Consider the following 26982-nt stretch of genomic DNA (forward strand, 5'->3'; position numbering starts at 1 on the left):
CACCTCGAAGGGCATCGACGCAGTGCCGGCGCCGCCCATCTGCTTACATCCTCTTCCATATACAAACAAAGCGTGAACGCATCAGCTCGCCCGCGCAACGCTGAAAAAAGTCACGTCGCCTGCGCCATCGGGCCACACACGCGCTCATGAGTTTCGCTGCAAGCGCCATTCACCACCGAGCTTGTAACGGCTTCGTAAAACATGATCTTTCGCCGGTTGATAAGTTGCGCATGACACGCAACGTCGCCACTCCAGATACGGACGACGACGTGACGTGACCATAGACTTATCGAAGGGAGAAAGCATGAAGAAGTTATTGGCAATTGCGACGCTAGCCGCCTTGAGCGCAACCTTGAGCGGATGCTGGTGGGGACCGCCTCCGGGTTGGGGCGGCGGCGGTCCGGGTCACGGTGGTCCCGGCGGCGGTGGCCCCGGTGGGGGCGATGGGCCTCACGGTGCGATCGTCGTTCCCGGCAACGTCGTTCAATCCTGACCGATACGCGCCGCGCGTGAGTTCACGCGCGGCAATCGTGCGAACAGCTTATCTACGCAATCACGAGAGCAACTACGCCGGAAACGTCATCGACACCACGAACCCGCCGTCGGCCGCGTTATCCGCATGAAAAGCGCCGCTGTTATAGCGCACCAGACGCCGAACGATCGCGAGGCCCAAGCCGCAATGCGCATCGCCGCTCCGTGCTTCGTCGAGTCGCACGAAGGGTTGCAGCGCGCGGTCGAGCTGACCGCCGGGAATGCCGCCGCCGTGATCGCGCACCTCTAGCGTGAAGCGGCCGTTATGCCGTGACGTCGAGATTTCCGCCGGCGGTTCGCCATAGGTGAGTGCGTTCTCGATCAGGTTCGTCAGAATCCGGTCCAGGTCGACGAGCGGCAACTCGAAGCCGTCGCCGGCGTGCAGGTTCAGACGCACGAGTGCATCGTCGGCGAGACTGTCGCCATAATGCCGGCGGCAATGCGCGTCGACGTTAGTGCGCGGCGACGTATCCGCGGTCTCGCGCGCGAAATCCAGAAACTGCGTGACGATGCGCGACAACGACTCCGCGTCGCGCAAAAAGCCGCGACGGTTCGCCTCGTCGGGCAGCAGATCCGCGCGCACCTGCATGCGCGTGATCGGCGCGCGCAGATCGTGCGCCACGCCGGCGAGCATCACCGCGCGTTCCTGGTCGGCCTGCGCAAGCTCATGCACCATCTGATTGAAGTCGCCGATCAATTCCTTCAACTCGCGCGGACCGCTCGCCTCGACGACCGGCGCGCGATGGCCGATGCGGAATTCGCGCGCCGCAAGCGCAAGCCGATGCAATGGCCGCTGCAAATGCCAGGCGCCGACCAATGCGATGATCACGGCAAGCACCAGCATGGTTGCCGATGCGCCGAGAAAGCGCCGTGGCGGCAGCATCGAATTCTGCAGTTTGAGCCAGTCCGAGTAGCCCGCGTAGTGCACCCACACCGTGCCGTCATCGGCGTCGGCCACCACCTGGCTGCCCGGCGGCAACTTCGCGCGCAGGTCCCGTTCGAATGGACCCGACGTGTTCTCGCATGGCGCGGGACAGCCCGCCGCGATTGCGTCGCCCGCCTTGACATACGACACGCCGAGTATCGCCGAAACGTGCGACGCGGCCAGTGCGCCGTCGTGTTCGGCCTGGACAGCCAGAAGCAGCGCCTGCCGCGCATGACTCGTATCGATCTGCCCGCGCTCACGGTCCACGAGCAGCAGGGCGGTGATGTGCACCAGCACGATCAGGCTCACCGTCATCAAGGAGAGCCGGCCAAACAGTGTGTTAAAGGGATTGGTCATCGTCACTGCCGCCAGGCACGAACATGTAGCCGGTGCCGCGTATGGTCTGAATCAGGCGCGGATTGGCCGGATCCTCTTCGAGCAGACGGCGCAGGCGCCACACCGGCACGTCGATACCGCGTTCGGTCACTTCCGAATACGGGCCGTGCAGCAGATCGACGAGCTTCGAGCGCGACAGTGTTTCCATGGGATACAGGGCGAGCACTTCAAGCAACGCATATTCACTACCGGTCAGCTTGAGCGGCTCGTCGTCGCGAAACAGCGTACGGCTCGCGAAATCGAGCCGGAAGCGGCCGAAGCGCAGCGCCTCGCGCTTCTCGACCGGCGTCGTCGCGGCAGGCGCCGGTTGCGCATGCCGGCGCAGCACGGCATGAATGCGTGCGAGCAATTCCTGCGGCATGAACGGTTTGCCGAGATAGTCGTCGGCGCCGAGTTCGAGACCGACCACGCGATCCACGTCGTCGGCGCGCGCGGTCAGCATGATCACGGGAATCGTGTCGCCGTTGGCGCGCAATTGCTTGAGAGCGCTGAGTCCGTCGATGCCCGGCATCATCAGATCGAGCACGATGATGGACGGCCGCTCGCGTTCGAGCCGGCGAGCCAGATGATTGGCGTCGTGCAGCACGGACATCTCGATGCCGCGTTGCTGGAAGAAGGTTCGGAGCAGGTCGCGGAGGTCGGCGTCGTCGTCGACCAGTAAAACCTGGATGGGCGTGTCTGACATGGCTGGGCCCTGATCGATGAGGACATTTGACTGACGGCGTTTGCGCGCGCCTGTCACTCGTCGAAATATATCGAATCGCGCGGCGCCGGCGGTTTCGGGTTCTTAACCGTGCTTACAGTTTATTACGGCAGCGGCGCCAGTTCGAGTGGCCTGCGCGAACTATCGCGTCCCTTCACGCCCCTCCACGCGATGACTCCTCACCGCGTTACACGTCGTAATCCCTTTCTAAGCCGCCGTAAGACGCTGCTCTCTATGCTGGGCCCCATCTTGCCGCCGGCGCGGCGCTGCGTGGGCTCTTCGCGAGCGAACGGCGCATGCCGGGCGGCCCTTGGTCGAATCCAGTCGAAGGATGCTCACAGCATGCCCACTCTCTCCATCGTGGTCGAACCGTCGCGGCGCGCGCCGGCGTTCACGCTTCTTGCCGCGGCCGTTGCCGCCGCTACTTTCATGTTATCGGGTTGCGGCGAACAGGCGTCTCACGGGCCGATGCAGTCGGTTCCCGAAGTCAGCGTAGAAACGATCACGCCGCATGCCGTCGTGTCGAGCACGGAATTGTCCGGGCGGCTCTCGGCGATTCGCGTCGCCGAAGTCAGGCCGCAGGTTGAAGGCATCGTCAGAAAGCGCCTGTTCACCGAGGGCTCGCAAGTCGCGGCCGGTGCCGTGCTGTATCAGATCGACGCGTCCAGTTATCAAGCCACTTATGACCAGGCAGTCGGCACGCTGGCCAAAGCAGTGGCGACGGCCAGCGCCGCACAGACCAAGGCCGCGCGCTATGCCGAGCTCTCGAAGATCCAGGGCGTGAGTCGCCAGGACTACGACGACGCCGTCGCCGCATTGGACGAAGCAAAAGCCGACGTGGTCGCCGATCGCGCTGCGTTAAAGACCGCGGCGATCAACCTCGGCTACACGAAGGTGGTGGCGCCGATTGCGGGCCGCATCGGCAAATCGAGCGTGACCGAAGGCGCGCTCGTGACTGCCGAACAGACCACCGCGCTCGCAACCGTGCAAGCAACCACGGAAATGTATCTCGACGTCACGCGCTCTTCCGCGGACTGGCTGCGCTTGCAGAAGGAATTCGCGAGCGGGCAATTGCAGCAGTCGGGAACGGACGGCGCCGTCGTTCATCTGGTGATGGAAGACGGCAGCACGTATGCGCAACCCGGCAAGCTGCTGTTCTCCGATATCACCGTCGATGCCACCACCGGTTCGGTGACCTTGCGCTGCGTGTTTCCGAATCCCGACGGCGTGTTGCTGCCCGGCATGTTCGTGCGCGCGCGACTCGAAGAAGGCGTGAATCAGCAGGCGATCACGGTGCCGCAACTCGCGGTTTCGCGTGCGTCGGACGGCTCGGCCAGTGTGCTCACCGTCGGCGCCGACAACAAGGTCGCGCAAACCGCCGTGACCGCCGACACCGCGTCAGGCAGCGACTGGCTCGTCACGAGCGGCCTCAAGGCGGGCGATCGCGTGATCGTCGCGGGCTCGCAGAACGCGCGCGCGGGCGCGGTCGTCAAGCCGGTCGAAAGTCCCGGCACATCGGGCAAATCGGGTACGCCCGCCACCGCGGACAACACGTCGGCAGCACATAGTTAAAGCGAGATTCTCATGGCAGGATTTTTTATCAACCGACCGATTCTCGCGTGGGTCATCGCCATCGTCATCATGATGATTGGCGGCGCTTCCATCGGGACGCTTCCCGTCGAACAGTATCCGAGCGTGGCGCCGGTCTCCGTGCAGATCACCGCCACCTATCCCGGCGCCTCGGCGGAAACGATCGCCACTACCGTCACGCAGGTGATCGAGCAGAAGCTGAGCGGCATCGACCATCTGCTCTACATGTCGTCCACCAGCAGTTCGTCGGGACAAGCGCGTATCACGCTGACGTTTCAGCAGGGCACCAAGGCAGACATTGCTCAGGTGCAGGTGCAGAACAAGGTCGAGCAGGCCAGTTCGTCGCTGCCGGAGACGGTTCAGGAGCAAGGCGTGCAGGTCGCGAAAGCGGCCAACGCTTTCCTGATGATCGTGTCCTTGTCGTCGACGGACGGCAGCATGAATTCCATCGATCTCGGCAATATCATCGCGACGCAAATCGAGGACCCGCTCACGCAGATCGACGGCGTGGGCGACGTCACGCTGTTCGGCGCGCAACACGCCATGCGCATCTGGCTCGACCCGGTGAAGTTGCAGGCAGTCGGACTGACCACGGCCGACGTGACCACCGCGATCACGAATCAGAACGTGCAACTCTCGGTGGGCCAGATTGGCGGCTTGCCTTCCACGAAAGCGCAGGCCATCAACGCGACGGTTTCCGCGTCGAGCCTGCTCACTACGCCCGCGCAGTTCGGCGCGATTCTGTTGCGTGTGAATAGCGACGGCTCGAAGGTCATGCTCAAGGACGTCGCGCGCGTCGAGGTGGGCGGCGACGACTACAGTACCGACTCGCGCCTGAACGGCAAGCCGGCCGCATCGCTCGCGGTCAAGCTCGCGAGCGGCGCGAATGCCATGAGCGTGGCGAAGGCCGTGCGTGCGAAGCTCGACGAAATGAGCGGGCAGTTGCCGCGCAACGTGGTGGTCGATTATCCATACGACACCACGCCGTTCGTGAAGATCTCGATCGAAGAGGTCGTGAAGACACTGGTCGAAGCGGTCATGCTGGTGTTCGTCGTGATGTACGTGTTTTTGCAGAACCTGCGCGCGACGCTGATTCCGACCATTGTCGTGCCGGTCGCTTTGCTCGGCACGTTCGCGGTGATGTCGGCGGTCGGCTTTTCGATCAACGTGCTGTCGATGTTCGGGCTCGTGCTGGCGATCGGCCTGCTGGTGGACGACGCCATCGTGGTTGTCGAAAACGTCGAGCGGTTGATCGCCGAAGAAGGACTGTCGCCCGTCGAAGCCACGCGCAAGGCGATGAAGCAGATCACCGGCGCGCTGGTCGGTATCACGACGGTCTTGATCGCCGTGTTCATTCCGATGGCTTTCTTCTCGGGCTCGACCGGCGCGATCTACCGGCAGTTCTCCGTGACGATCGTCGCGGCGATGCTTCTCTCGGTGTTCCTCGCGCTCACACTCACGCCGGCGTTGTGCGCGACCTTGCTGCGGCGCGCGGACGTCGAGCATCACGCGAAGCGTGGCGTGTTCGGCTGGTTCAACCGCGTGCTTGCGCGCGGCACCGATCGCTACGACTCGGCGGTCTCGCGTGTGATCGGCAATCCGATCCGCTACATGGTGATCTACGTATTGATCGCGGGCGTCGTGGCGTTGCTCTTCATGAAGCTGCCGTCGTCGTACTTGCCGGACGAGGATCAGGGGATCATCATCACGTCGATTTCCACGCCCGTCGGCACGCCGGCCGCGCAGACGCTGGAGACCGTGAAAAAGGTCGAAGCTTATTATCTCGGGCTTCCGCAGGTCGACAAGATCATCGCGCTGACGGGTTTCAGCTTCAACGGCTCCGGACAGAACAACGCGTTGACCTTCGTCCGGCTCAAGGACTGGAGCACCCGGCGCGGCAAAGACAGCTCGGCGGCGGCGCTCATCCAGCACGCCAACATGCACTTCGCGGCCACGCGCGACGCGCAGATTTTCGCGCTCAATCCGCCAGCCATTCAGGAACTCGGCACGCAGAGCGGCCTCGACTTCGAACTGGAAGATCGCGCGGGCCAAGGTCACGACAAGCTGATGGCCGCGCGCCAGCAACTGCTCGCGCTCGCAGCCAAAGACAGCGCGCTGTCCGGCATGCGCCCCGGCGGTCTCGACGACACGCCGCAGTTCCATGTCGACATCGACCGTGAGAAGGCGAGCGCCCTCGGACTTTCCATTGCCGATGTGAACGACACGTTGCAGACCGCGTTCGGCTCGTCGTATGTGAACAACTATGTCGATACGGGGCGGATTCAAAAGGTCTACGTGCAGGCCGACGCGCCGTACCGGATGATGCCGTCGGACATCGGCCGATGGTATGTGCGGTCGGGCACCGCTTCGACGAGCACAAGTACCAGTGCGGCCACCACAACGAGCAGTACGAGCACCACGACCACCAGCGGCTACGACGGCGAGATGGTGCCCTTCTCCGCCTTCGCCACCGGCAAATGGACCTTTGGGCCGCCGCAGATCGAGCGCTTCAACCGCACGCTGGCGATGGAAATCACCGCGCAAACCGGTGCGAATACCAGCACGGGCCAGGCAATGGACGCCGTTGACGCGCTGGTCAAGAAACTGCCCGCGGGCTACGGCATCGACTGGACTGGACAATCGTACCAGGAGCGCATCGCCGGCTCTCAGGCGATCTATCTGTACGCGATCTCGTTGATCGTCGTGTTCCTCTGTCTCGCCGGACTGTACGAAAGCTGGTCCATTCCGATCGCGGTGATTCTGGTGGTGCCGCTCGGCGTGCTCGGCGCGGTGCTGGGCGCGCATATCCGCGGGCTCTCCGACGACATTTACTTCAAGGTCGGCCTGCTCGCGACCATTGGTCTGTCCACCAAGAACGCGATCCTGATTGTCGAATTCGCCAAGGATCTGCAAGCGCAGGGCCATGGACTGATCGAAGCCATCGTCGAAGCCGCCAGGCTGCGGCTGCGGCCGATTCTGATGACGTCGCTCGCGTTCATATTCGGCGTCTTGCCGCTCGTGATCAGCAGCGGCGCCGGTTCTGCGAGCCGTCATGCAATCGGCACCGGTGTGATGGGCGGCATGATCGCCGCGACGCTCCTCGCGATTTTCTTCGTGCCGGTGTTCTTCGTCGTCGTGCGACGCCTGTTCGGCGAACACGGCGACCCCAAGCAACAGGAAGGTGTTGAATGATGAGACTCAAACTCGGTGCCGGTGCAGTGGCGTTTGCGCTCGCCGTGCTCGCGGGCTGCACGCTCGATCCGCACTATGATCGGCCGGCAGCGCCGGTGGCGGTGGCGTATCCGCAAGGCGATGCTTACGAAAGCACGAGCACGAGCACGAGCACGAGCACGGCTGCAAACAGCGCGAGCGCTACGGCCGCCACATCGCCGCTTGCCGTCGATACTGCATGGCGCAGTTTCTTTTGCGACGAACGCCTGCAACGATTGATCGAAATCGCGCTCGCGAACAACCGCGACTTGCGCGTGGCGGCGTTGAACGTCGCCGAATACGAGGCGCAATACCGCATCACGCGCGCCGCGCTCGCGCCGTCGATCAGCGCGAGCGGCAGCGTGACCCGTGAGCGGACCCAAGGCGTGACGAGCAGCGCCAGCGACCTCAACGTCGGCACGACGTCGTGGGAAATCGATTTCTTTGGACGCCTGCGAAGCCTGAAGCGTCAGGCGCTGGAAAACTATCTCGCAACGGATGCATCGCGGCAAAGCACGCAGATCAGTCTGATCGCGACGGTGGCGACCGACTATCTGACCTTGCTGTCCGATGAACGTCTGTTGCAGTTGACCGAAGACACGGTCAAGGCGGATCAGTCGACCTACGACGTGACGAAGCGCGTCCAGGAGTTGGGCAATTCTTCTCTGCTCGACGTGCAACAGGCCGAGAACTCGTTGGCGAGCGCGAAGGCGAGTCTTGCGTCTTACCGTCGCGCTGTCGCGCAGGACCGCAACAACCTGATCGCTGTGCTCGGCGCGCCGATTCCAGATGACCTGCCGCCCGCCCGCTCATTCGACGACGAGTCGATGTTCGCCGACATCGGTGCGGGCGTGCCGTCGCTGCTGCTCACCCGTCGTCCTGACATCGTGCAGGCGGAGCACGCGTTAAAAGCGGCGAATGCGAACATTGGCGCCGCGCGCGCCGCGTTTTTTCCGAAGATCGAGCTGACCGCGACGGCCGGCACGTCGAGTTCGACACTCTCGAGCCTGTTCAAGGCCGGCACCGGAGCGTGGGCATTTGCGCCGAGCGTGTCGATGCCGATCTTCGATTACGGCAGCAACAAGGCATCGCTCGATGTCGCGAAGATCGAGAAGCAGATCGAGGTCGCCGACTATGAAAGCACGATCCAGACGGCGTTCAAGGAGGTTTCGAATGCGCTGACGGCGCGCGCCACTTATGTCGATCAGGTGCAGGCGGATCGCGAATACGTGGCGTCCTCGCAGCGGTACTACACGTTGGCCGAAGCGCGTTACAAGGCGGGCACCGATAGCTTTCTGACGTTCCTCGATGCGCAGCGCACGCTCTACACCGCGCAACAGCAACTCGCGACGGATACGCTGTCGCGGCAAGCCAATCTCGTGACTTTGTACAAGGTCTTGGGCGGAGGTTGGGAGCAGGGCTGAAAGCGTACAGGTGAGAAGATTCGGGAGCCGGCGAGGTGAGAATACCGCTACCTGTGTGCGCACTTTAAATCTAAAGGTGAGGGAATTCGGGAGCAGAAGTCCAGGACCATTGAACAGTGTTTTCCGTGACCTTGACGCTCATTTCCCAGCAAACTACGATTCGATCCACGTCTATTCGACGCTTCCATTCAATGGACGTCCAACCCTGCTGGAGATCACCATGCGCGTGAAGCACGAGCACGACGTCAGCCGGCGCGGCGAAGGTCACGTCGAGCATTTTCCTCAATGACGCTCAACGCCTTCGTCAAGGAAATCAAGGCGGCGCTTGCTCCCCATGCGGACGCGGAGCGCGCGCTCGCCATGCGCGCCTATATGCGTCACCAGTTCAACTTTATCGGTGTGCCGACGCCGCTGCGGCGCCAAGCGGTAACGCCGGTTTTCAAGCGGCTGCCGGTGGAGAACGCCGATCACTTGCTGGCGTGTGCCAATCGCTTATGGACGATGCCGGCGCGCGAATACCAGTACGTCGCGACCGATCTGCTGGCGCGCAACTGCAAAACACTTGCCGTCACTGACATCGCGCATTTGCTGACCATCGCTCAGAATGCTTCGTGGTGGGATTCGATCGACCCCCTCGCGGCGGTGGTCGGTCACGTGCTGAAAGCGGCGCGAATCCAGACGCCGCAAGCGCAAGTTCAGGCCGCAATGGATGCGGCGCTTCTGCACGAATCCATGTGGGTGCGCCGCATCGCGATGATTCATCAACTCGGCTGGCGCGGGCATACCGACGAAGATCGCCTGTTCGGCTACGCGCGTTCGCTGGCTGCGGAAAAAGACTTCTTTATCCGCAAGGCGATCGGTTGGGCACTGCGGGATTACGCATGGCATGCGCCCAAGGCGGTGAGCGATTTTTTATCGGCGTCGCGAGAGCTCGTCTCGCCGCTCACCTTGCGCGAGGCGTCGAAGCATCTTCCGCCGATTCGCTGACGGTGCTTCGACCACCTTGCATTCGCCCACAAGCGGTTTAATCGCCGCCGTGCGCGAGCGCCACACGCGCTTTGTCTTCCGGACTGTCCGCAACGAAATACTTCTTCGCCCACGACCCGTCCGGCGCCAGCATCAATCGCTCATGCGTGCCGTCGTTCTTTTGCCGTATCGCCAACGCGCGCGCCCGATAGTGTTCGTAGAGCCGTAGAAATTCCGCGAGATACGTGCCGGCGATGCGGCGGTCGCGAATCTCCAGCAGGTTCTCGTCGTTGAAATGTTCCGAGTTGTTGCTCATATTTGCTGAGCCTGTGTAGACGACGGGATTCGGACCCTCCGCATCGATGACGAGAAACTTGTGGTGAATGATGACCGGCGCGTAGCTCGGCGCGTGTTCGCCTGGAAAAAGGCGCAACTCGGGTTCGAAGCCTGCCGGCACGGTCGCCGGTGAAAAATACTCCGCGTCGATCACGTCGTGCTTGTCGCGGCCGCGGTGATATAGCTCCATGTTGGCGAGCGCGGTCGTCGAGACGATCTGTCCGTTCTTCTCCGCGTCCTCCGCTGCCTGCGCCGACGTCGGGCTGATGTGGTTGACCAGGCCGAACATCATCCGGCCTTTGTCGCCGGCCGCGAAACAGGCATCGCGCAGCGGCGCGTCGGTCGGCATGAAGAGGCAGAACACCACCGAGTGTTTCGCCTTGTTGATGGCGTCGACGATCGTGTCGATCTGCAAACGCGAGTCGTTTGCTTCCGGCGAAAAACAGACCCGCACTTTCGCGCTGCCGATCGCAATCGAGTCGGACCAGCCAGGCGTGAGCTTGGCCGTCGCGGCAATGCTCGGATTGCCGGCGAGCGCCTTGGCGCGTTCGCTATACAGCGCGGCCAATTCCGGCGAATCGAACAGATGGAGCACATTGGCCTGCTCCGTGATGCCTTCGGTGGTGAAGTTGGCCGAGCCCGTCAGTACCCGAGCCGGCGACGCCTCGCCGTTGCCGTTGTCCACCACGATGAACTTGTCATGCATGATGTGCGTCTTGTCGCGCGGCGCGAAGGTGGCGACATCGGCAAGTTGATCGACTGCGGGCTGATTCGGCGACGGCGCCGGCGGCTTGCCCTTCTGCGAGACTTTGTGCGAGTCGTAAACGATGGCGAGCGATGCTTTGCCCTGCTTCTTGCCGAAGGCCTCGAAGGCGGGAATCGCCCAGAGCGGATCGGTCAGGTGATACACCGCCGACGCCGCGCGATGCGCATGACCGAGCGTGAGCGCGAAAACTTCCTGCAGATCGTTCGCGAGCCATGTGCGCAGGCGCAACGCTTGCTCCGGTGACGGCGCCGCATTCGGCGCCAGATGCAGCGCCGCGACTTTGCGCGCGAATGCCTGCGAACTGACCACGGCGCGGTTGAACCACGAGCCGATGTTCGCTTCCGTATGTGCGGGCAGGGTCAGCTTGCATTCGCCTTTCTGCGCGTCGAGCAATTGCGGCGCCTCCGGCGCGCCGACCACTGGATAGACGAGATACGTGAACGACTTCTCCCGATCCGCTTCGTCGATTCGCGCATCCCACCACATGAATTTCTGAATGGGCGCTTCATTCGTGGGCGCGTCTTTCTGCGTGTCAGGCACCACGCCTTTGAAGGTCAGCCGGTTGGGCAGCCAGCTGCTGGCTTCGCGTTCGTGTCCGTCGGCGGCGAGAAAGCCCGGCGTCCGTTTGATGGCGAAACCCAGGAAGTCTTCGCGCGTGCCGCCTTCGGGCCAATCGAAAGCGAGCAGGACGAGGGTCGGGGACAGATAGCTGCGCACGCTTACATTCATCATTTGGCTCCGTGATGTCGAACGGAGCTTTAGTCTGGATGCGCAGTTTGTTGAAATGGTGACAAGAACCAAAATCAAAAAAGATATTAATTAACGGCGCTTTACGCGGAAACTTTAGCCATTAATTTAGAGCGTTGAATACGCTTTAAAAAAGTCTTCAGTCATCGCTTAGTAACATGCCTGCGCAATACTCCGCAGCGCTGCAAGTCAGACCAAAATTTCGCATAAAACGCGCTGCTCCCAACGAGGGCTGGCGCGAAGGCCAGACCCCGGGGGGTTCACATGACTATTCGTCATCGCATCACGTTATTGGTCGTTTTGATGTTCGTCGCGTTATCGGCGATTGGCGGTTACGCCGTCTACCAGACACGCGGCAGCGCCGCCGAGGTGCGCAAGGTTACGGAAGGCGTCGTGCCCAGCGCGCTTGCTTCCGCCGACCTCGTGTCGCAAGTCAAGGACGTGCAGCTCGCCACGATGACGCTGGTGTACGCGCCCGACGCCAACATGGTCGCGCAGGCGCAGGACGAACTGAAGAAGAAGCGCGCCGCGCTGCAGCAGGCGCTCGCGTTGCAAGCGGAAGATGCCGCGAGCCACGCTCAGAAGGGTCTCGTTTCGCAGGCCAACGACAGTCTCGAGAACTATTTTTCCGCGATTGCCGAGACGGCCAAAATGAAGGCCGACGGCAAGAACGAACTCGCGCAGGCGTATCTGTTCGCCAACGTCGCGCAGTATCGCGATGAACTCGAAGGGATTGTCGAGACCTTGCGCGTCGAGAAGAACCGCGAGAAAGACGAGGCAATCAGCACGCTGAACACCACGCTTTCGACTACGACCACGGCCATCGCCGTCGTCACGGGCATCGCGATCATTCTGCTGACATTCATCGGCTCGCTGCTCTACCGGCAGATCACGCGCCCGCTCAGCCGCATGCAGGCGATGATGAGCGAGATCGCTTCGAGCCAGGACTTCACGCGGCGCGTGCCGGTGGGACGGCTCGACGAGATCGGCCATTCGATCGTCGCCTTCAACGGCATGATCGAAAAGATCCAGGAAAGCTCGGCGCAACTCAAGCAGAAAACCGCCGACATTCAGGCGATGTTGCAAAACATGCAGCAAGGCATTCTGACCGTGATCGACGGCGCCGTGATCCACTCCGAGTACTCGGCATATCTGGAAGACATCTTCGAAACGAAGGATATTGCCGGGCGCGGCCTGATGGATCTGGTGTTCGCGGATACCGATCTCGGTTCGGACGCGCTCTCTCAAGTCGACGCCGCAGCGCATGCGTGTCTCGGCGAAGATTGCATCAACTTCGCGTTCAATCAACATCTGCTGGTCGGCGAAATTTCCAAACGCATGCCGGACGGTCGCGTGAAGATTCTCGACCTGAGCTGGTCGGCGATTACCGATGAAAACGACGTGATCCAGCGCCTGATGCTGTGCGTGCGCGACGTCACCGAATTACGCAAGCTCGCCGCCGAAGCCAGCGAACAACGTCGGCGTCTCGACATGATCGGCGAGATTCTCGCGGTCAGTGAGGAGAAGTTCCACCACTTCATCGAGAGCTCAGCGGGCTTTATCAGTGAGAACGAGCGGATCATCCGCAAGCATTCGGAAGCGGACCACGCCGCGATTGCCGAGCTGTTCCGCAACATGCACACCATCAAGGGCAATGCGCGGACCTACAACCTGCAGCATCTGACCAACGTCGTGCACGAAACCGAGCAGAGCTACCACGAACTGCGCCAACCGGACGCGGATCGCTCGTGGGACCAGGAGCATCTGATGCGCGAACTGACGCGCGTGCGCGATGCCATCGACAGCTACGCGAAGATCAACGAGCAGAGCCTTGGCCGCAAGAGCAAGGGCAACGGTCAGACGAACGACGCCGCCAATTCAGGCCACTACGTCATGGTCGCAAAAGACCATATCCAGCACACGCTGACCATGCTGGAGCAAACCAACGCCGGCGAACTGCACGAACTCCAGTCGATGCGCGATGCGCTGCGCCGCACGCTGCGCGCACTGGGCAGCGAAAGCGTGCGCGACGCGCTCTCCGGCGTGCTCGACTCACTGCCCTCGCTCGCGAGCGAGTTGGGCAAGCCCGCGCCGACCGTGCGTATCGACGACAACGGTTACCGTCTGCGTGGCCAGGCGGGCGGCGCGCTGAACAACGTGTTCATGCATCTGCTGCGCAATTCGATGGATCACGGCATTGAAACCGCCGAGGCGCGCAGCGCCCACGGCAAGGCGCCGGCCGGCGCGATCGATATCGAAGTCGGGGTGGACGGCGGCGCATTGCAGATCACGCTGAGCGACGACGGCCGCGGCCTCGCGCTCGAACGCATTCGCGGCATTGCCATGGAGCGCGGCTGGATCGGCCGCGACGACACGCCGAGCGACGAAGCGATCGCCGATTTCATTTTCCGGCCGGGCTTCTCGACTGCGGAAACGGTCACGGAGTTGTCGGGCCGTGGTGTCGGCATGGACGCCGTGCGTGACTTCCTCAAGCGCGCGAACGGCAGCATCGAACTGCGCTTCACCGACGACCGCAAAGGCGCGGCCTTCCGTCAGTTTCAGACGATCGTCTGTCTGCCGGATAGCGTTGCCGTCGACACGCTCGGCATGGAAGCACGTCGCGAAGCCGGCGCACTGCAACTCGACGCGATGGCGGACTGAGCGCCGGGTCGGCGTGCGTCGCGACGCAAATCGAAGGGAACGGTTGTGATTCAACAGTATGTATTGGCGGTGGCAGCAGGCAGCGCGGTGACCGCGCTGCTGGCATTTGCCGCGCACAGGCTGCACAGCGTGAAGCTGACGGCACGGCTGCGTGCCGAAGCGCAAGCCAGCATCGCAAGGCTCGAGGCTGAGCGGGCCGATCACGTCGCTGCCATTCGCAAGCGAGAACAGGCCGAGCAGGAACTGCACGCGTTGACCACACTGCTGCGCGAGGAACTCGCGCAACAACAAAGCAACGCTGACGAACTGCGAGCCGCACTGAAGTCGGCTAGCGAAGACAAAGACCAGTTGGCGCATCACGCGCGGCAGATTGCCGGCGAAGCCGAGCGTTTGAAGAGTCTCGGCGCGACATTCGAGCGCTGGCACGAACAGATGATCTCGCTGATGACGCAAAACCACGACATGCACGCGAAGAATCAGGAGCTGTCTTCGATCGTGCGACATGTGGTGATCGTGTCGCTGAACGCGTCGATCGAGGCCGCGCGCGCGGGGCCGGCCGGTCGAGGCTTCGCCGTGGTGGCCAGTGAAGTGCGCGCGCTTGCCGCGCGCTCCGAAGAATTGTCGAAGAGCTATCGCGACAGCCTGCATCGCAACGACCTGACCACGACGTCCACGTTTCAGGACATTCAGGCGGGCGGCAAGATGATCGCGGCGTCGCTGGCCAGCGTCGAATCGCTGGCCAACCAGTTTCATTCGAAGCTGCACGAGGTGGCGGCGTGATCTCGGCCCACGCCAGAGAAAGCTTCGACCGCATTTTTCGCAAGGCGGCGCAGGCGCGCTTGCCGCTGGATTCGGGCGATCTGTGCGAGATCGCGCCGATAGCCGACGCTAATGTTGGCGTATCCAAAGACACGCAAGTGGTTGTGCTGACCATTTCGTCGATCGTGTTCAGATTGCTGCTGATCCTCCATTTCGACGAAGACGACAGCACGTGCAACTACTACCTGAAGGACTCCGCGGAAGAACGCGATTTCCAGGAAGCCTTTCTGGAAATCTGCAATCTGTGCTGCGGAGCGATGAATCAGGAGTTGCTGCGCTACTTCCCCGACCTCGGCATGTCGACGCCTTATGTGCTGAACGCGCGTTGCCTGCCGCATCTGCATGAATTGAAACCGGCTTTGCTGTCATCGTATTCGATCACGCTCGACGCCGACGTGCGGCTTGCCGCGACGGTGTGCGTGTGCGCGGATGCGCCGCTCGACTTCGTCGCCGATACCAGTGTTGTCGAAGAAACCAGCGGAGAGCTGGAGTTGTTCTGACCGTGAGTTGATTAGCCGTTGTGAGCGGGGACGCGACATGAACATGAACAAGCCGGTCAGCAAAGTGCTGGTGCTGGACGACTGCCCGGCGCACAAAGAAGCGCTGAAGCGCTTTTGCGACGAGAACAATCTGGTCGGCGTGAAAGTCGGCAAGAACCGTCTGCAATCGGTGCTGCGCTCGAACATCGATCTGGGCGCGGTGCTGTTTGCCGAAAGTTATGGCGGCTCGCCGGAAGCGAGCGCCGAGATCGCGATCAGGATCAACGCGGTGCGCCCCGAGTTGCCTATCATCATGCGCCGGGACAGCGATCCCGGCATGGAGAGCTTGCCGGAGAGCTTGCGACGCGTGGTCTGCGCCGCGTACGTCGCGCACGATATGGCGCCGCTGCGCCAGGTGATCGACGACTACATCTTCAGCCTGGATTATCCGAACGCGCTGGTGCGCGGCATCGCCGACATGACGCAGGCGATTCTCGGCGATGTGTTCAAGGACCTGGCCATCACGTGCGACACGCCGTATATCGTGCGCGACCGCATCATCTTCGGCGAGGTGTTCAGCCTGATTCCGCTGGAAAGCGCATGGTGCCGCGGCTACATGATGATGCAGGCCGAAGAGACGCCGATCCTCGAACTGCTCGATCGCTATCAGATGATCGATAACGCGCGGCACGGCGAAGCGGATTTCCGCGACCTGAACAGCGTGCTCGGCGAAGTGACGAATCTGATCTGGGGTTCCTTCAAGAACCGCTACGCCGGCGACGCGGACGCCTGGACGCGCAGCCAGGTGCAAGTGCCGCTGCTGGTGAATCACAAGCACAAGTACATCTCGTTCGGCAGCGGCAATCCGCAACTGTGCTTCACGTATTGGTTGAAGGACCCGCAGTCGAACCGCGCGGTCAAGTTGCATCAACGTTTTGTGTTCAGCCTGAGCTGGTCGCCGGAGGACTTCAAGGAAGTCGCGGACGATGTCGGCGCAATGGTCGAGGCAGGCGAACTGGATCTGTTCTGAGTGTTGTCATAGGAAGAAACATGTCAAAAATTCTGGTGGTGGACGATTCGAGCACGGTGCGCGACGAAGTGGCCGGCTTTCTGAAGAAGAACGGTCTGGACGTCGACACGGCCGTGGACGGCAAGGACGGCCTCGCCAAGCTGAAGGCGAGCCCCGGCATCAAGCTGGTGATCAGCGACGTCAACATGCCGAATATGGACGGTCTGACGATGGTCGAGAAGATTCGCGGCGAGCTCGCGAACAAGACCGTCAACGTCATCATGCTGACGACCGAGAGCAGCCCGGCGATGAAGGAGCGCGGCAAGGCCGCCGGCGTGAAAGGCTGGATCGTCAAACCGTTCAAGGGCGAAGCGGTGCTGGAAACGTTCCGCAAACTGGCGAGCTGAGCGCGGCTTTCGCTGCAAGTGAACGCAAAGGTGAGAGTTTTCGGGAGCTTCGCACTCGCCGGTGTTTGAGTCTGTTTCGCAGTCACGGTGACTGTCGAAACACGGGATAAATGCCGATAAACCGGCTGGCGCAGCGATCGAGGCAATGCTTCCGGACGCCTCTGCTTGCTCTAAGGTGAGGATATTCGGGACCTTCCGCCTATTCTTGCGACGCTCGCCGCAACGCCTCATTTATCGCGGCATGCGCGGACCATGCCGCTTTCTCCGCGCTTCGCGCATCAGGATCAAAACGGTGAGCGGCGAAATTGATCCGCGCTCACGATCACAGGGCGCAACTCCCGCGTAAATCTCGCATCTCCATCAAGCGCAAAGGCCCGCGCGCGCGCCGCTGCTTACCTGGGTATGCAAATTACTCCACCGGCTTTAAAGGTGAGGGTTTGCGGGAGTGGCCTGTTTTGGAGTAGTCGAGCCAAGCCCAGCATGCCTTTGCGGCCTGCCCCCAAGCTCGAAAGGTGAGGGTTTTCGGGAGCAATCCGACGCGCACCTCGCCTCGAACCCCGAGCGCTCCGTCTCAAAGGTGAGGTTTTTCGGGAGAGGAGCCCGTGAATCGTACGGTGCGTCACACGCGCCGACTCTTATCACGTTTCACATTGAAAGAGTTGGGAAGAAATTGGCAACCTAAGGGGCTGTTCCGCGTTTTGAGAACACGCGCAAGCAGGGAAGATGGCGACGCGGACGACAGGGTGCGCGGATCGGTTATATCCGCCTGCCAGATGCCTGTCTCTGAAAAACGATCGTCTCCTGGAATCAGTTGGATGAGTCAGCATATTCTTTTCGTGGGTGCCGACGCCGGCTTGACTGCCGTGGTGGGCGAATCATTGCGCGGGCAGGGCTGCGGTGTGTCGGCACGTCCGCCTGCCGCCGGGCTCAAGCATGTGATCGAGATGGAGCGGCCTTCGTTGCTGGTGCTCGACATCTCGGCGCCGCACGGCGACGGGCTCGCCGTGTTGCGCGACTTGCGCATGAGTGGCAACGACGTGCCCGTGATTCTGCTATCGGCAAGCAGCAAAGCGATTGATCGCGTGATCGGTCTCGAACTCGGCGCCGACGACTTCATGAGCAAGCCCGCCGACCCGGCTGAGCTGTTCGCGCGAATTCGCGTCTTGCTGCGACGGCGCGGCTCGCTCGCGCCGGGTGCGCCGGAGACGCGGCCGCCTTATCGCTTCGGCCGCTGCGAGCTGAACTTCTCCGCGCGCGAATTGCGCCGCGACAACGAGCACTTCGCGTTGCGCAGTTCCGAGTTCGCCTTGCTGAAGATCTTCGTCAATCACGCGATGACCGTGCTCACGCGCGCGCAGCTCAACGAGAAACTGCGCGGCAATAGCGTATTGCATCAAGGGCGTAGTTTGGACGTGTCGATCTGGCGGCTGCGTCGGCTGATCGAAATCGATCCGTCCGAGCCGCGCTATGTGCAAACGGTGTGGGGACGCGGCTATGTGTTCGTGCCGCACGGCGAACTCGGTGCGGCCGAGCGCGGTGTGATGGTCGCGCCCGGCGTGTAGATTTGCGGAGAATCAGGCGAAAGGTGAGAGTTTTCGGGAGCGCGTCATACGCTTCCTTTTTGCTCCCTTATTGCTCCGTTATCAGCGCATCACACGGGCTTTGCGATCTCGCGAATGTCGGCGACCGGCGTTTGGCCGAACGCATCGCTCAATGCATAATCGAGCAACTGGGTCGCACATTGTTCTGGCGTCGACAGTTTGCCATTGCGCTTGAGTTCCTCGAATCGCTCGCGCATGGGGAACTGTTCGACGCCGCTGCCGCGAATCTCCGCCTGCATATTCGTATCGATCACACCCGGCGCCAGACTGCAGATGCGCAACGCACGATTCGCATCTAGCGCGACGGCGCGTGCGTGATGATCGAGCGCGGCCTTCGTCGCGCAGTAGATGCTCCAGCCGGGATACGCGTTGCGTGCGGCGCCGCTGGAAATATGCACGATGCGCCGGTCGCTTGCATCGACGGCGGCTGCGGCGAGCGCGCTGGCCAGCATCAAGGGCGTGGTGACATTCAGGCTCACGGCGGTCGCGATGGATGCCGCGTCTTGTCCTTCAATTGGGCCGATGGGCTGCACCATGCCCGCGTTGTTGATCAGCAGAACCGTCTGCGCGCCGCTGACGAATCCGCGCAGCGCATCGCTCGCGATCCAGTGCGCGACGCGCGCGGTGTCGGCCAGTTCCAGTTCGCTTTCTTCGAGCAGCGCCGGGAAGCGCGCTTTGAGTGTATCGTGACGCGAGCGAGACAATCCCAGCACGGCGATATCGCGAGCCAGAAGTTGTTCGGCGAGCGCCGCGCCGAGACCGCGTGTGTGGCCGGTGACGATCGCACGGATCGGAGAAGAGGTGGTCATGTCGTCCTTGGGATTGTTGGCCTGAAAAGGCGGCTATTTTCTCACGCGACATTTTTCCGCGTGCGGCGGCTCTCACTGTAAGCGAGCGCATGCGCTTCACGTCAAGCCGGGCGAAACCGCTCGCGATACTGCATCGGCGTCGCGCCGATCCGTTTAGTGAAGACGATACGCATGCGATCCGCCGTGCCGAAGCCGCAGTCGTACGCAATCGCCTTGAGCGCCGCACCGCTGCTTTCGAGCAGCTTGCGCGCCGCATCCACACGGGCGCGTTCGACGAATTCATGCGGCGTCACGCCGGTCTCCTGCACGAACACGCGCGCGAAGTTGCGGGCGCTCATGCCTGCGACATCCGCGAGTTGCTTCACCGAAAAGCTCTCGCGAATCCGTTCCATGACGTGCGCCTGGACCTTGGCGACTGGCGAGGTGTCGTCGGCGGGCGCTGTCAGGTAGGGGCTGAATTGCGACTGGCCGCCTTGCCGCTGTGCGAACACCACCAGACGTTTCGCGACGGCGAGGGCCGTGTGCGGCCCGTGATCCTCCGCAACTAAAGCGAGCGACAGATCGATGCCCGCGGTCACGCCGGCCGACGTAACGAGTTGCCCGTCACGCAGATAGATACGGTCGAAGTCGACGCGCGCCTTTGGAAATTGCGCCGCCAGTTGCGCTGCGTGCTGCCAATGCGTCGTCACGTTGCGCTCGTCGAGCAGGCCTGCGTGACCGAGCGCGAACGCGCCAGTGCAGATCGAGCCGTAGCGGCCGCACTTGGTGGCGACGTTCGCTAACCACTCGAGCAGTGGCGTATCAGGCACAACGTCCGGTAGCGCCGGGCCGCCCGCGACCAGCGCAAGATCGAATGGACCGCGCGCCGTGTCGAAGGTAGCGTCGGCGACCAGCATCATGCCGTTGGACGCGCGCAGCGGGGCGGCTTCGGCGCTGAGCAACCTCACCTCGTAGGCATCCGCGGGCGCGATGAAGCGGTTGGCTTCGGAAAACACGTCGACCGGACCGGCGACGTCGAGCGCCTGCACGCCGGGAAAGATCGCGATCGCGACGGTGGGCATCGGAAGACTTCCTTGGACGAGGGACGGGATCCGCGGGGCACGGCACCTATTTTTTGCGTCTGGCGTCAGAATAGGCGGATCGCACAACAACGCGGCGCCCCGTCATGGTAATCAAAAACCTTCTCCGAAGGCTCGACCTCACCACGCTGCAACTCTTCCTCGCGGTCTACGAGGAAGGCACGCTCACACGTGCCGCCGAGCGCGAGGCGATTGCCGTCTCCGCCGCGAGCAAGCGTCTGCTCGAACTCGAACAGGCGGTCGGCGCCACGCTGTTCCAGCGCAACGCGCGTGGCATGACGCTCACGCCGGCGGGCGAAACGCTGCTGCATCACGCGCGCCGCGTGATGCGCGACATCGAGAACATCGGCATTGAACTGGCCGGTCATGCGAGCGGCGTGCACGGCTATGTGCGCATGATGGCCAACCTCTCGGCGATCGTCGAATTCCTGCCGGAAGATTTGCGCGCGTTCCAGTTGCAGCACGAGCGCGTCAAGCTCGATCTGGAAGAGCGGCCGAGCGGCGGCGTGGTCGAAGCCGTCGACGACAGCCTCGTCGACGTCGGCATCTGTTCCGGCGACGCCGACACGCGCGATCTGCACGTCGAACACTACCGGCACGATTCGCTGGTGCTCGTAATGCGCGACGATCATCCGTTGGCGGCGCGCGAAAGCGTCGCCTTCGTCGAAACGCTGGATGGCGATCACGTCGGTCTGCACGCCGCGAGTTCCATCAACGCCCGCACGCATCTCGCCGCACGTCAGGCGGGCAAGCCGTTGCGGTTGCGCATCCACGTGCCCGGCTTCGATGCGGTCTGCCGGATGGTGCAGGCCGGCATGGGCGTCGGCGTGTTGCCGCTGAAGGTGTATCAATTGATGGGCCGGCCGCTCGGTCTCGTCGGTGCGCCTCTCGAAGACGACTGGTCGGCGCGCAGCCTCGTGCTGGTGGTGCGCGATGTCGATGCTTTGTCGCCGGTGAGCCGCCTGTTGTTCGACCATCTGCGCACCGTCGAAGCGTCGGAAGCCCTGCCCATCAACGCTTGAAGGAGAGCGTTCGCCGTTCGCGAACGGTCGTTGGCGATTTGCGGTTGGACGCCGCGGTCTTGCCGCTCATAAGCTGTCTCTCAACACGAAACCAGCATCGGAGACAGCAATATGGGTGGGCCCCTTCAGGGTATCCGCGTCATCGAGATCGGAACCCTCATCGCCGCGCCGTTTGCCGCGCGCCTCATGGCCGAGTTCGGCGCCGACGTCATCAAGATCGAAGCGCCCGAGACCGGCGATCCCCTTCGTAAATGGCGCAAGCTGCACGAGGGCACCTCGCTCTGGTGGTATCTGCAGTCGCGCAACAAGAAGTCCATCTGCGTGAATCTGAAGTCGGCGGACGGTGTCGAGATCGTCAAGCGGCTCGCGGCCGACGCCGACGTCGTGATCGAAAACCTTCGCCCCGGCGCGCTCGAAAAGCTCGGCCTCGGCTGGGACGTGCTGCACGCCATCAATCCGAAACTGACGATGGTCCGCATTTCCGGCTACGGTCAGAGCGGTCCGTATCGCGATCGTCCTGGCTTCGGCGCGATCGGCGAAGCGATGGGCGGCATCCGCTACACGACCGGCGAAGTGGATGGCGCACCGGCGCGCGTCGGCGTGAGTCTCGGCGATTCACTCGCGTCGCTGCATGGCGTGATCGGCGCGCTGATGTCGCTGCTGCGTGTGAAGACGGGGCAGGGCGAAGGCCAGGTGGTGGATGTATCGCTGGTCGAAAGCGTGTTCAATCTGATGGAAAGCCTCGTGCCTGAATATGATCTGCTCGGCCATGTGCGCGAGAGGAGCGGCGGCGCATTGCCGGGCATCGCGCCGTCCAATACGTATCGCACGGAAGACGAAGGCTTCGTCGTGATCGCCGGTAATAGCGATCCGATTTTCAAACGGCTGATGCAGGTAATCGGCCGTCCCGATCTCGCCGACGATCCCGCGTTGGCGCGCAACGACGGCCGCGTTCGGCACTGCGCGATGCTCGATCAGGCCATCACCGAATGGACTTCGCACCATTCCACCAACGACGTGCTGGCGGCGCTCGAACGCGCTGAAGTGCCCTCGGGGCGCATCTATTCGGTGGCCGATATCGTCGCAGATCCGCACTACCAGGCGCGCGACATGTTGCTGGATGCGCGACTGCCGGGCGGCGCGTCGGTGAAGATGCCGGGGATCGTGCCGAAGCTCTCGGACACGCCTGGCGAAGTGCGCTGGCAAGGGCCGACGTTAGGCGAGCATACCGGCAGCGTACTCGGCGAACTGGGATTCGCCAACGACGAAATCGAGCGGCTGCGCCGCGAAGGAGCCGTGCAATGACTCGCGTTTTGAACACCCCGCAATTTGACAAACTGATCGTGCAGGAAGTCGCGCCGCGCGACGGCTTGCAGATCGAACCCACATGGGTCGATACGCCCGACAAGATCGCGCTGATCAACGCGCTATCCACCGCGGGTTTCACCCGCATCGAGGCCGGCTCCTTCGTTTCGCCGAAAGCGATTCCTGCGTTGCGTGACGGCGAGGCGGTGTTCCAGCAGATCGAGCGGCAACCGGGCGTGATCTACGTGGCGTTGATCCCGAATCTGAAGGGCGCCGAACGCGCGCTGGCTGCCCGTGCCGATGAAATGAACCTCGTGATGTCCGCGAGTCAGACGCACAACCGCGCCAATATGCGGATGAGCTGCGAGTCGTCGCTGGTGGCGTTCGGCGATATCGTGCGGCACGTGAAGGGCTCGGGCGTGCTGCTGAACGCGTCGGTGGCGACTGCATTCGGCTGTCCGTTCGAAGGCAAGATCGACGAAGACCGCGTGATCGGTATTGTCGATACATATCGTGAGATGGGCATCGAGGGCATCACGCTTGCCGACACGACCGGCATGGCGAACCCGCGCCAGGTGACGCGCCTCGTCACACGCGTGCTCGAACGTCTGCCGGCCGCCGCGCTCACGCTGCACTTTCACAACACACGCGGGCTGGGTCTTGCGAATGTTCTGGCGGCATACGAAGCCGGCGCGCGCCGCTTCGATGCCGCACTGGGTGGCCTCGGCGGATGTCCGTTCGCACCGGGCGCGTCCGGCAACATCTGCACGGAAGATCTCGTGAACATGTGCGACGAAATGGGCATCCCCACCGGGATCGATCTGGAAAAGCTGATCGCGTTGTCGCGCGGCTTGCCCGCGTTGCTCGGCCACGACGTGCCGGGGCAACTGGCGAAGGCGGGCCGTAACCGCGACCTGCATCCCGTGCCCGAATACGTTCTACAGGTTTGACATTTCCCTAATCGATTACACGACCGGACGGCTTCGCCGAATCCGGCATTGGAGACGAACATGAGTGACCTGGGCGCAGTCGCAACCGGCAACCGCGAGCACAGCTCGAACGATGCCGCGGCCATCATCCGCAAAGTGGCGTGGCGGTTGATGCCGTTGATCATGATCTGCTATCTGTTTGCGTTCTTCGACCGCATCAACATCAGCTTCGCGAAGTTCCAGTTGCAGAGCGACCTCGGCTTGTCCGACACCGCTTATGGCCTCGGTGCCAGCCTGTTCGTAATCGGCTACGTGCTGTTCGAAGTACCAAGCAATCTGTTTCTGTACAAGGTCGGCGCACGGCGCTGGATCGCGCGGATCATGATCTCGTGGGGACTGGCGACGGCCGCGATGGTGTTCGTCAGCAACGAATGGCAGTTCTACGGGCTGCGTTTCGTGATCGGCGCCATGGAAGCGGGCTTCGCGCCGGGCGTGCTGTACTACCTGACGCTGTGGTTTCCGCCGAGCTATCGCGGGCGTATCACGTCGATGCTGTTTCTCGCGTCCGCGTTTTCCGGCCTGGTCGGCGCGCCGCTTGCCGGACTCGTGATTGGACACATGAACGGCGTGCTCGGCATGCCGGGCTGGCACTGGCTGTTTCTGCTCGGCGGGTTGCCGTGCATCGTGCTGGGCTATCTGGTGCTGAAACTGTTGAAGGATCGTATCGAGGATGCAGGTTGGCTGTCGCCCGCGGAAAAGTCCTTTCTTTCAGGGCAGATTGCGCAACAGAGCCGTCATCCGGATACCGGGCATTCGTTGATGGGCGCCATCAGGACGCCGGGCTTTCTCACGCTGGGGCTGGTGTACTTCCTGATTCAGGTGGCATCGTATGGATTGAATTTCTGGGCGCCGCATCTGATTCACGTGGCGGGTACGAACAACCCGACGGTGATCGGCTTGCTGACGGCGGTGCCCTATATTGCCGGCGCAATCTGCATGGTAGTGGTCGGGCGCCTGTCTGATGCGAGCGGCGAACGGCGCAAGTTCGTGTTCGGCTTGCTGGTGATGTCGGCGATCGGCTTCTTTGCCGCGGGGTTCTTCGACAAGCAGACGGCGTTGCTGGTCGTCGCGCTGGCTGTGATGGGGGCGGGCGTGGTCGCATCGATTCCGGCGTTCTGGGCGCTGCCGCCGAAGCTCGTCACGGGCGCGGGCGCGGCGGGTGGGATCGCGTTGATTAACACGCTCGGCCAACTCGGCGGGATTGTGAGCCCGATCATGGTGGGGCGTGTGAGAGACCTGACCGGCAGTACGACGCCGGCCTTGTATGTGATCGGTACGATGAGCCTGGTGTGCGCGCTGATCGTGCTGTACGGCTTGCCTGACTCGTTGCGACGCAGGGAAGCCGCGCGTTGAAGGGTGCCGCGAATCGGCTTTGTCCGCCGACAACAGCAAGGCGTCCTCATGGCGATGTGAACCTCATCGCCGACTTTGAGTTTGCTCACGTCGCCGACCGCGGGGTCGGCTTCGACAACGTTGCATCATCGAAAACGCGGGCACGCTCTGCTTCAACGAGACGTCTCTTTTTCTTTAACGAATGTTCATGCATCTGACTGCCCATGACAGCCAGATAGTCGTCGAATCTGTTGCGCCTGAAGCGCAAATAAAATTCCTTTCCTGCAAGTCCATTCGCCAAACTGAGTAGCGCACCGTAGTCGACGCCGCTCTCCCCAGCCAGCAGAGCAACAGCTTTCTCTAGCGCGGCGTATCGGCTGGATAGCGGATCCATCGGGTCGAAGAGCGCATGAAAGCGCTGGTAGGGAACCAGCTGTCTATGTTCGCCCGCGCGTCGCAACGTCAATGCGACTTGCTCGACGATATTGAGGTCCATGAATCCTTCCTGTTCGTACGTCGTTGGCGCGAGGCGTTGCCAAGCTGAGCTGTCGGAACCCATCGCAGCTAGCCGGCAATGGATGCTTGCCGTTGATCTTCATGTCGTAGGTGATGACGGGCCCCAGTGCGAAGTCGTGTCCGCGAAAACCGCGCGGACGGTCGGCAACCGGTCCTGCATCGTTGCTGAGTTGCTGCGCGGTTCCGGCCACGATGCCTACGCCGGGCCCGTTCACAAACTCTTCAATGCCATGATATCGAGCGTGAAAAGAGGTGCGCAGTGGTAATGGGTCGCAGTGTTGGTCGTGTGGAACTGCAGGCCCTTATGGCGCAACGGGCTGCAACGGCCCATCGGCCAGAGCGGGCAGACGCTGTAGGCAGGGACTGAATCTCAAGCGAGACACCTGCCTAACGTGTAGGACGGTCCTTCTGTGGCGGGACGAAGCTTTCGCCGCACCGCAGCGTGTGGGGAAACGCGGGGAACGGACGTTTGAGGGCGCGAGGGGAAAGACATTTCCCCCACACGCCATTGGCGCAGGCGTGCAAACTCACACTAGCGCCAAACGCAACCGGCGCTCCACTGCATTCACTCAACTCACCTTAAGTCTTCAACGGCGAGGCAGCCGCCTCTTCCCGCGATTGCACCTGTAAAACCGCATCGCGCTTATCGAGCAGATGCTGCCGAAGAATCGCACTCAGCTTCTTGCCATCTCGCGCTTCGAGCGCCTTCAGCATTTCATCGTGATCGTGAATCGCGCTGTCCCACTTCGGAATCTGGAAGTTCGACCGGAACCGGAGCGCCTGCAAGCGGCGATTCACCGAGACATAAGTCTGCCGCAGTGCTGAATTTCTGGCCGCCTCGTTGATCTTGTCGTGAATCGCCTGATTGCGGCTGTAGTACCCCGCCAGATCGTTCTGCGCGCGGCACGCGAGCATTGCGTAATGCAGCGCCTTGATCTCGGCGAGTTCAGCCGCCGTCATCCGCTCGGCCGCCAGTTCGCCGGAAAAGGCTTCAAGGCCGCTCATCAATTCGAAGGTCTCGCGCAATTCGGCCTCCGACATCTTCGACACCGACGCGCCACGATTCGGCGAAATCTCGATCAGCCCTTCGGCGGCCAGCACCTTCAGCGCCTCGCGCAACGGTGTGCGTGAAATGCCGAGCGTTTCGCACAGCTCGCGCTCGTTCAGTTTTTTGCCCGGCTCGAGCACGCCTTCAACGATGAAGCGCCGAATGTGCTCTACCACCGTGTCATGTAAGCGCTGCCGCTCGACCTTCGGCATCAGCGGGGAAGCGGCGATGCTCGCCTCGAAATCCGAATTTTGCATACAAAAGTCCTCAACATCCATTAACTCTGATTTTATCGGAAGCTGAAAGATTAGT

At 62.3% G+C, this 26982-nt stretch carries 21 protein-coding genes; 14 read left to right on the top strand and 7 right to left on the bottom strand.

Annotated features, from left to right (window positions below):
- Nucleotides 1–565 precede the first annotated feature (565 nt).
- Nucleotides 566–1813: an ATP-binding protein gene (locus B0G73_RS13665; RefSeq protein WP_106281536.1), complete on the bottom strand. Its 1248-nt coding sequence runs from the start codon at nucleotides 1811–1813 to the stop codon at nucleotides 566–568.
- Nucleotides 1797–2537, bottom strand: a complete 741-nt coding sequence (locus B0G73_RS13670) for a response regulator (protein WP_106281537.1) — start codon at nucleotides 2535–2537, stop codon at nucleotides 1797–1799. Before B0G73_RS13670 ends, B0G73_RS13665 begins: the two co-directional genes overlap by 17 nt.
- A 360-nt stretch (nucleotides 2538–2897) precedes the next feature.
- Between B0G73_RS13670 and B0G73_RS13675 the strand changes: the two genes are divergently transcribed.
- From B0G73_RS13675 to B0G73_RS13695, 4 genes are all read left to right on the top strand, one after another.
- Complete coding sequence (locus B0G73_RS13675; protein WP_106281539.1) at nucleotides 2898–4127, top strand: efflux RND transporter periplasmic adaptor subunit; 1230 nt, start codon at nucleotides 2898–2900, stop codon at nucleotides 4125–4127.
- Nucleotides 4128–4139: 12 nt separating this feature from the next.
- A complete protein-coding gene (locus B0G73_RS13680; protein WP_106281541.1) occupies nucleotides 4140–7337 on the top strand; it encodes an efflux RND transporter permease subunit in 3198 nt (1065 codons plus the stop codon).
- A complete protein-coding gene (locus tag B0G73_RS13685) occupies nucleotides 7334–8779 on the top strand; it encodes an efflux transporter outer membrane subunit (RefSeq protein WP_106281542.1) in 1446 nt (481 codons plus the stop codon). Before B0G73_RS13680 ends, B0G73_RS13685 begins: the two co-directional genes overlap by 4 nt.
- A gap of 285 nt (nucleotides 8780–9064) precedes the next feature.
- Nucleotides 9065–9766 (top strand): DNA alkylation repair protein, encoded by a 702-nt coding sequence (locus tag B0G73_RS13695; RefSeq protein WP_106281545.1) that lies wholly within the window; start codon nucleotides 9065–9067, stop codon nucleotides 9764–9766.
- Between the two features lie 37 nt (nucleotides 9767–9803).
- Here the strand turns inward: B0G73_RS13695 and B0G73_RS13700 are convergent, their stop codons facing one another.
- On the bottom strand, nucleotides 9804–11576 hold the full coding sequence (locus B0G73_RS13700; RefSeq protein ID WP_106281547.1) for a phospholipase D-like domain-containing protein: 1773 nt from the start codon (nucleotides 11574–11576) through the stop codon (nucleotides 9804–9806).
- 282 nt (nucleotides 11577–11858) lie between these two features.
- Here B0G73_RS13700 and B0G73_RS13705 point away from each other — a divergent pair, with 282 nt between their 5' ends.
- The 6 genes from B0G73_RS13705 (at nucleotide 11859) to B0G73_RS13730 (ending at nucleotide 18531) form a co-directional block, all read left to right on the top strand.
- Complete coding sequence (locus B0G73_RS13705; protein WP_106281549.1) at nucleotides 11859–14255, top strand: ATP-binding protein; 2397 nt, start codon at nucleotides 11859–11861, stop codon at nucleotides 14253–14255.
- A gap of 45 nt (nucleotides 14256–14300) precedes the next feature.
- Nucleotides 14301–15035 (top strand): methyl-accepting chemotaxis protein, encoded by a 735-nt coding sequence (locus B0G73_RS13710; RefSeq protein WP_106281551.1) that lies wholly within the window; start codon nucleotides 14301–14303, stop codon nucleotides 15033–15035.
- Complete coding sequence (locus B0G73_RS13715; protein WP_106281553.1) at nucleotides 15032–15574, top strand: hypothetical protein; 543 nt, start codon at nucleotides 15032–15034, stop codon at nucleotides 15572–15574. Before B0G73_RS13710 ends, B0G73_RS13715 begins: the two co-directional genes overlap by 4 nt.
- Nucleotides 15575–15611: 37 nt before the next feature.
- Nucleotides 15612–16583, top strand: coding sequence for a chemotaxis protein CheX (locus tag B0G73_RS13720; protein ID WP_106281555.1), 972 nt, complete (start codon nucleotides 15612–15614; stop codon nucleotides 16581–16583).
- 20 nt (nucleotides 16584–16603) lie between these two features.
- The gene (locus B0G73_RS13725) at nucleotides 16604–16969 is read left to right on the top strand and encodes a response regulator (protein WP_106281557.1); all 366 of its coding nucleotides are present in this window, start codon (nucleotides 16604–16606) and stop codon (nucleotides 16967–16969) included.
- 815 nt (nucleotides 16970–17784) lie between these two features.
- The gene (locus B0G73_RS13730; RefSeq protein WP_106281559.1) at nucleotides 17785–18531 is read left to right on the top strand and encodes a winged helix-turn-helix domain-containing protein; all 747 of its coding nucleotides are present in this window, start codon (nucleotides 17785–17787) and stop codon (nucleotides 18529–18531) included.
- Nucleotides 18532–18620: 89 nt separating this feature from the next.
- Here B0G73_RS13730 and B0G73_RS13735 read toward each other — a convergent pair whose 3' ends face one another.
- Together B0G73_RS13735 and B0G73_RS13740 are read right to left on the bottom strand one after the other, a co-directional pair.
- Nucleotides 18621–19379, bottom strand: coding sequence for an SDR family oxidoreductase (locus B0G73_RS13735; RefSeq protein WP_106281561.1), 759 nt, complete (start codon nucleotides 19377–19379; stop codon nucleotides 18621–18623).
- A gap of 101 nt (nucleotides 19380–19480) precedes the next feature.
- Complete coding sequence (locus B0G73_RS13740) at nucleotides 19481–20440, bottom strand: GlxA family transcriptional regulator (RefSeq protein ID WP_106281563.1); 960 nt, start codon at nucleotides 20438–20440, stop codon at nucleotides 19481–19483.
- 104 nt (nucleotides 20441–20544) lie between these two features.
- Between B0G73_RS13740 and B0G73_RS13745 the strand changes: the two genes are divergently transcribed.
- The 4 genes from B0G73_RS13745 to B0G73_RS13760 all read left to right on the top strand — a co-directional run bounded on the left by B0G73_RS13745 (nucleotide 20545) and on the right by B0G73_RS13760 (nucleotide 25127).
- On the top strand, nucleotides 20545–21480 hold the full coding sequence (locus tag B0G73_RS13745; RefSeq protein ID WP_106281565.1) for a LysR family transcriptional regulator: 936 nt from the start codon (nucleotides 20545–20547) through the stop codon (nucleotides 21478–21480).
- 111 nt (nucleotides 21481–21591) lie between these two features.
- Nucleotides 21592–22785, top strand: coding sequence for a CaiB/BaiF CoA-transferase family protein (locus tag B0G73_RS13750; RefSeq protein ID WP_106281566.1), 1194 nt, complete (start codon nucleotides 21592–21594; stop codon nucleotides 22783–22785).
- Entirely contained in the window at nucleotides 22782–23735 is a 954-nt protein-coding gene (locus B0G73_RS13755) for a hydroxymethylglutaryl-CoA lyase (protein ID WP_106281568.1), read from the top strand. Before B0G73_RS13750 ends, B0G73_RS13755 begins: the two co-directional genes overlap by 4 nt.
- Nucleotides 23736–23795: 60 nt before the next feature.
- Nucleotides 23796–25127 (top strand): MFS transporter, encoded by a 1332-nt coding sequence (locus tag B0G73_RS13760; RefSeq protein ID WP_106281570.1) that lies wholly within the window; start codon nucleotides 23796–23798, stop codon nucleotides 25125–25127.
- Nucleotides 25128–25212: 85 nt separating this feature from the next.
- Here B0G73_RS13760 and B0G73_RS13765 read toward each other — a convergent pair whose 3' ends face one another.
- Both B0G73_RS13765 and B0G73_RS13775 read right to left on the bottom strand, forming a co-directional pair.
- Complete coding sequence (locus tag B0G73_RS13765) at nucleotides 25213–25602, bottom strand: hypothetical protein (RefSeq protein ID WP_106281572.1); 390 nt, start codon at nucleotides 25600–25602, stop codon at nucleotides 25213–25215.
- A gap of 599 nt (nucleotides 25603–26201) precedes the next feature.
- Nucleotides 26202–26927: a GntR family transcriptional regulator gene (locus tag B0G73_RS13775; protein WP_106281573.1), complete on the bottom strand. Its 726-nt coding sequence runs from the start codon at nucleotides 26925–26927 to the stop codon at nucleotides 26202–26204.
- Between the last annotated feature and the right edge of the window lie 55 nt (nucleotides 26928–26982).

The sequence above is a fragment of the Paraburkholderia sp. BL25I1N1 genome (genome assembly GCF_003002025.1).
Classification (GTDB): domain Bacteria; phylum Pseudomonadota; class Gammaproteobacteria; order Burkholderiales; family Burkholderiaceae; genus Paraburkholderia.

Bases quoted from the DNA above. Each gene is read 5' to 3' on its own strand.
- B0G73_RS13665 (WP_106281536.1), bottom strand. From the start codon at position 1,813: ATGACCAATCCCTTTAACACACTGTTTGGCCGGCTCTCCTTGATGACG.
- B0G73_RS13670 (WP_106281537.1), bottom strand. From the start codon at position 2,537: ATGTCAGACACGCCCATCCAGGTTTTACTGGTCGACGACGACGCCGAC.
- B0G73_RS13675 (WP_106281539.1), top strand. From the start codon at position 2,898: ATGCCCACTCTCTCCATCGTGGTCGAACCGTCGCGGCGCGCGCCGGCG.
- B0G73_RS13680 (WP_106281541.1), top strand. From the start codon at position 4,140: ATGGCAGGATTTTTTATCAACCGACCGATTCTCGCGTGGGTCATCGCC.
- B0G73_RS13685 (WP_106281542.1), top strand. From the start codon at position 7,334: ATGATGAGACTCAAACTCGGTGCCGGTGCAGTGGCGTTTGCGCTCGCC.
- B0G73_RS13695 (WP_106281545.1), top strand. From the start codon at position 9,065: ATGACGCTCAACGCCTTCGTCAAGGAAATCAAGGCGGCGCTTGCTCCC.
- B0G73_RS13700 (WP_106281547.1), bottom strand. From the start codon at position 11,576: ATGAATGTAAGCGTGCGCAGCTATCTGTCCCCGACCCTCGTCCTGCTC.
- B0G73_RS13705 (WP_106281549.1), top strand. From the start codon at position 11,859: ATGACTATTCGTCATCGCATCACGTTATTGGTCGTTTTGATGTTCGTC.
- B0G73_RS13720 (WP_106281555.1), top strand. From the start codon at position 15,612: ATGAACATGAACAAGCCGGTCAGCAAAGTGCTGGTGCTGGACGACTGC.
- B0G73_RS13725 (WP_106281557.1), top strand. From the start codon at position 16,604: ATGTCAAAAATTCTGGTGGTGGACGATTCGAGCACGGTGCGCGACGAA.
- B0G73_RS13730 (WP_106281559.1), top strand. From the start codon at position 17,785: ATGAGTCAGCATATTCTTTTCGTGGGTGCCGACGCCGGCTTGACTGCC.
- B0G73_RS13735 (WP_106281561.1), bottom strand. From the start codon at position 19,379: ATGACCACCTCTTCTCCGATCCGTGCGATCGTCACCGGCCACACACGC.
- B0G73_RS13740 (WP_106281563.1), bottom strand. From the start codon at position 20,440: ATGCCCACCGTCGCGATCGCGATCTTTCCCGGCGTGCAGGCGCTCGAC.
- B0G73_RS13745 (WP_106281565.1), top strand. From the start codon at position 20,545: ATGGTAATCAAAAACCTTCTCCGAAGGCTCGACCTCACCACGCTGCAA.
- B0G73_RS13750 (WP_106281566.1), top strand. From the start codon at position 21,592: ATGGGTGGGCCCCTTCAGGGTATCCGCGTCATCGAGATCGGAACCCTC.
- B0G73_RS13755 (WP_106281568.1), top strand. From the start codon at position 22,782: ATGACTCGCGTTTTGAACACCCCGCAATTTGACAAACTGATCGTGCAG.
- B0G73_RS13760 (WP_106281570.1), top strand. From the start codon at position 23,796: ATGAGTGACCTGGGCGCAGTCGCAACCGGCAACCGCGAGCACAGCTCG.
- B0G73_RS13765 (WP_106281572.1), bottom strand. From the start codon at position 25,602: ATGGACCTCAATATCGTCGAGCAAGTCGCATTGACGTTGCGACGCGCG.
- B0G73_RS13775 (WP_106281573.1), bottom strand. From the start codon at position 26,927: ATGCAAAATTCGGATTTCGAGGCGAGCATCGCCGCTTCCCCGCTGATG.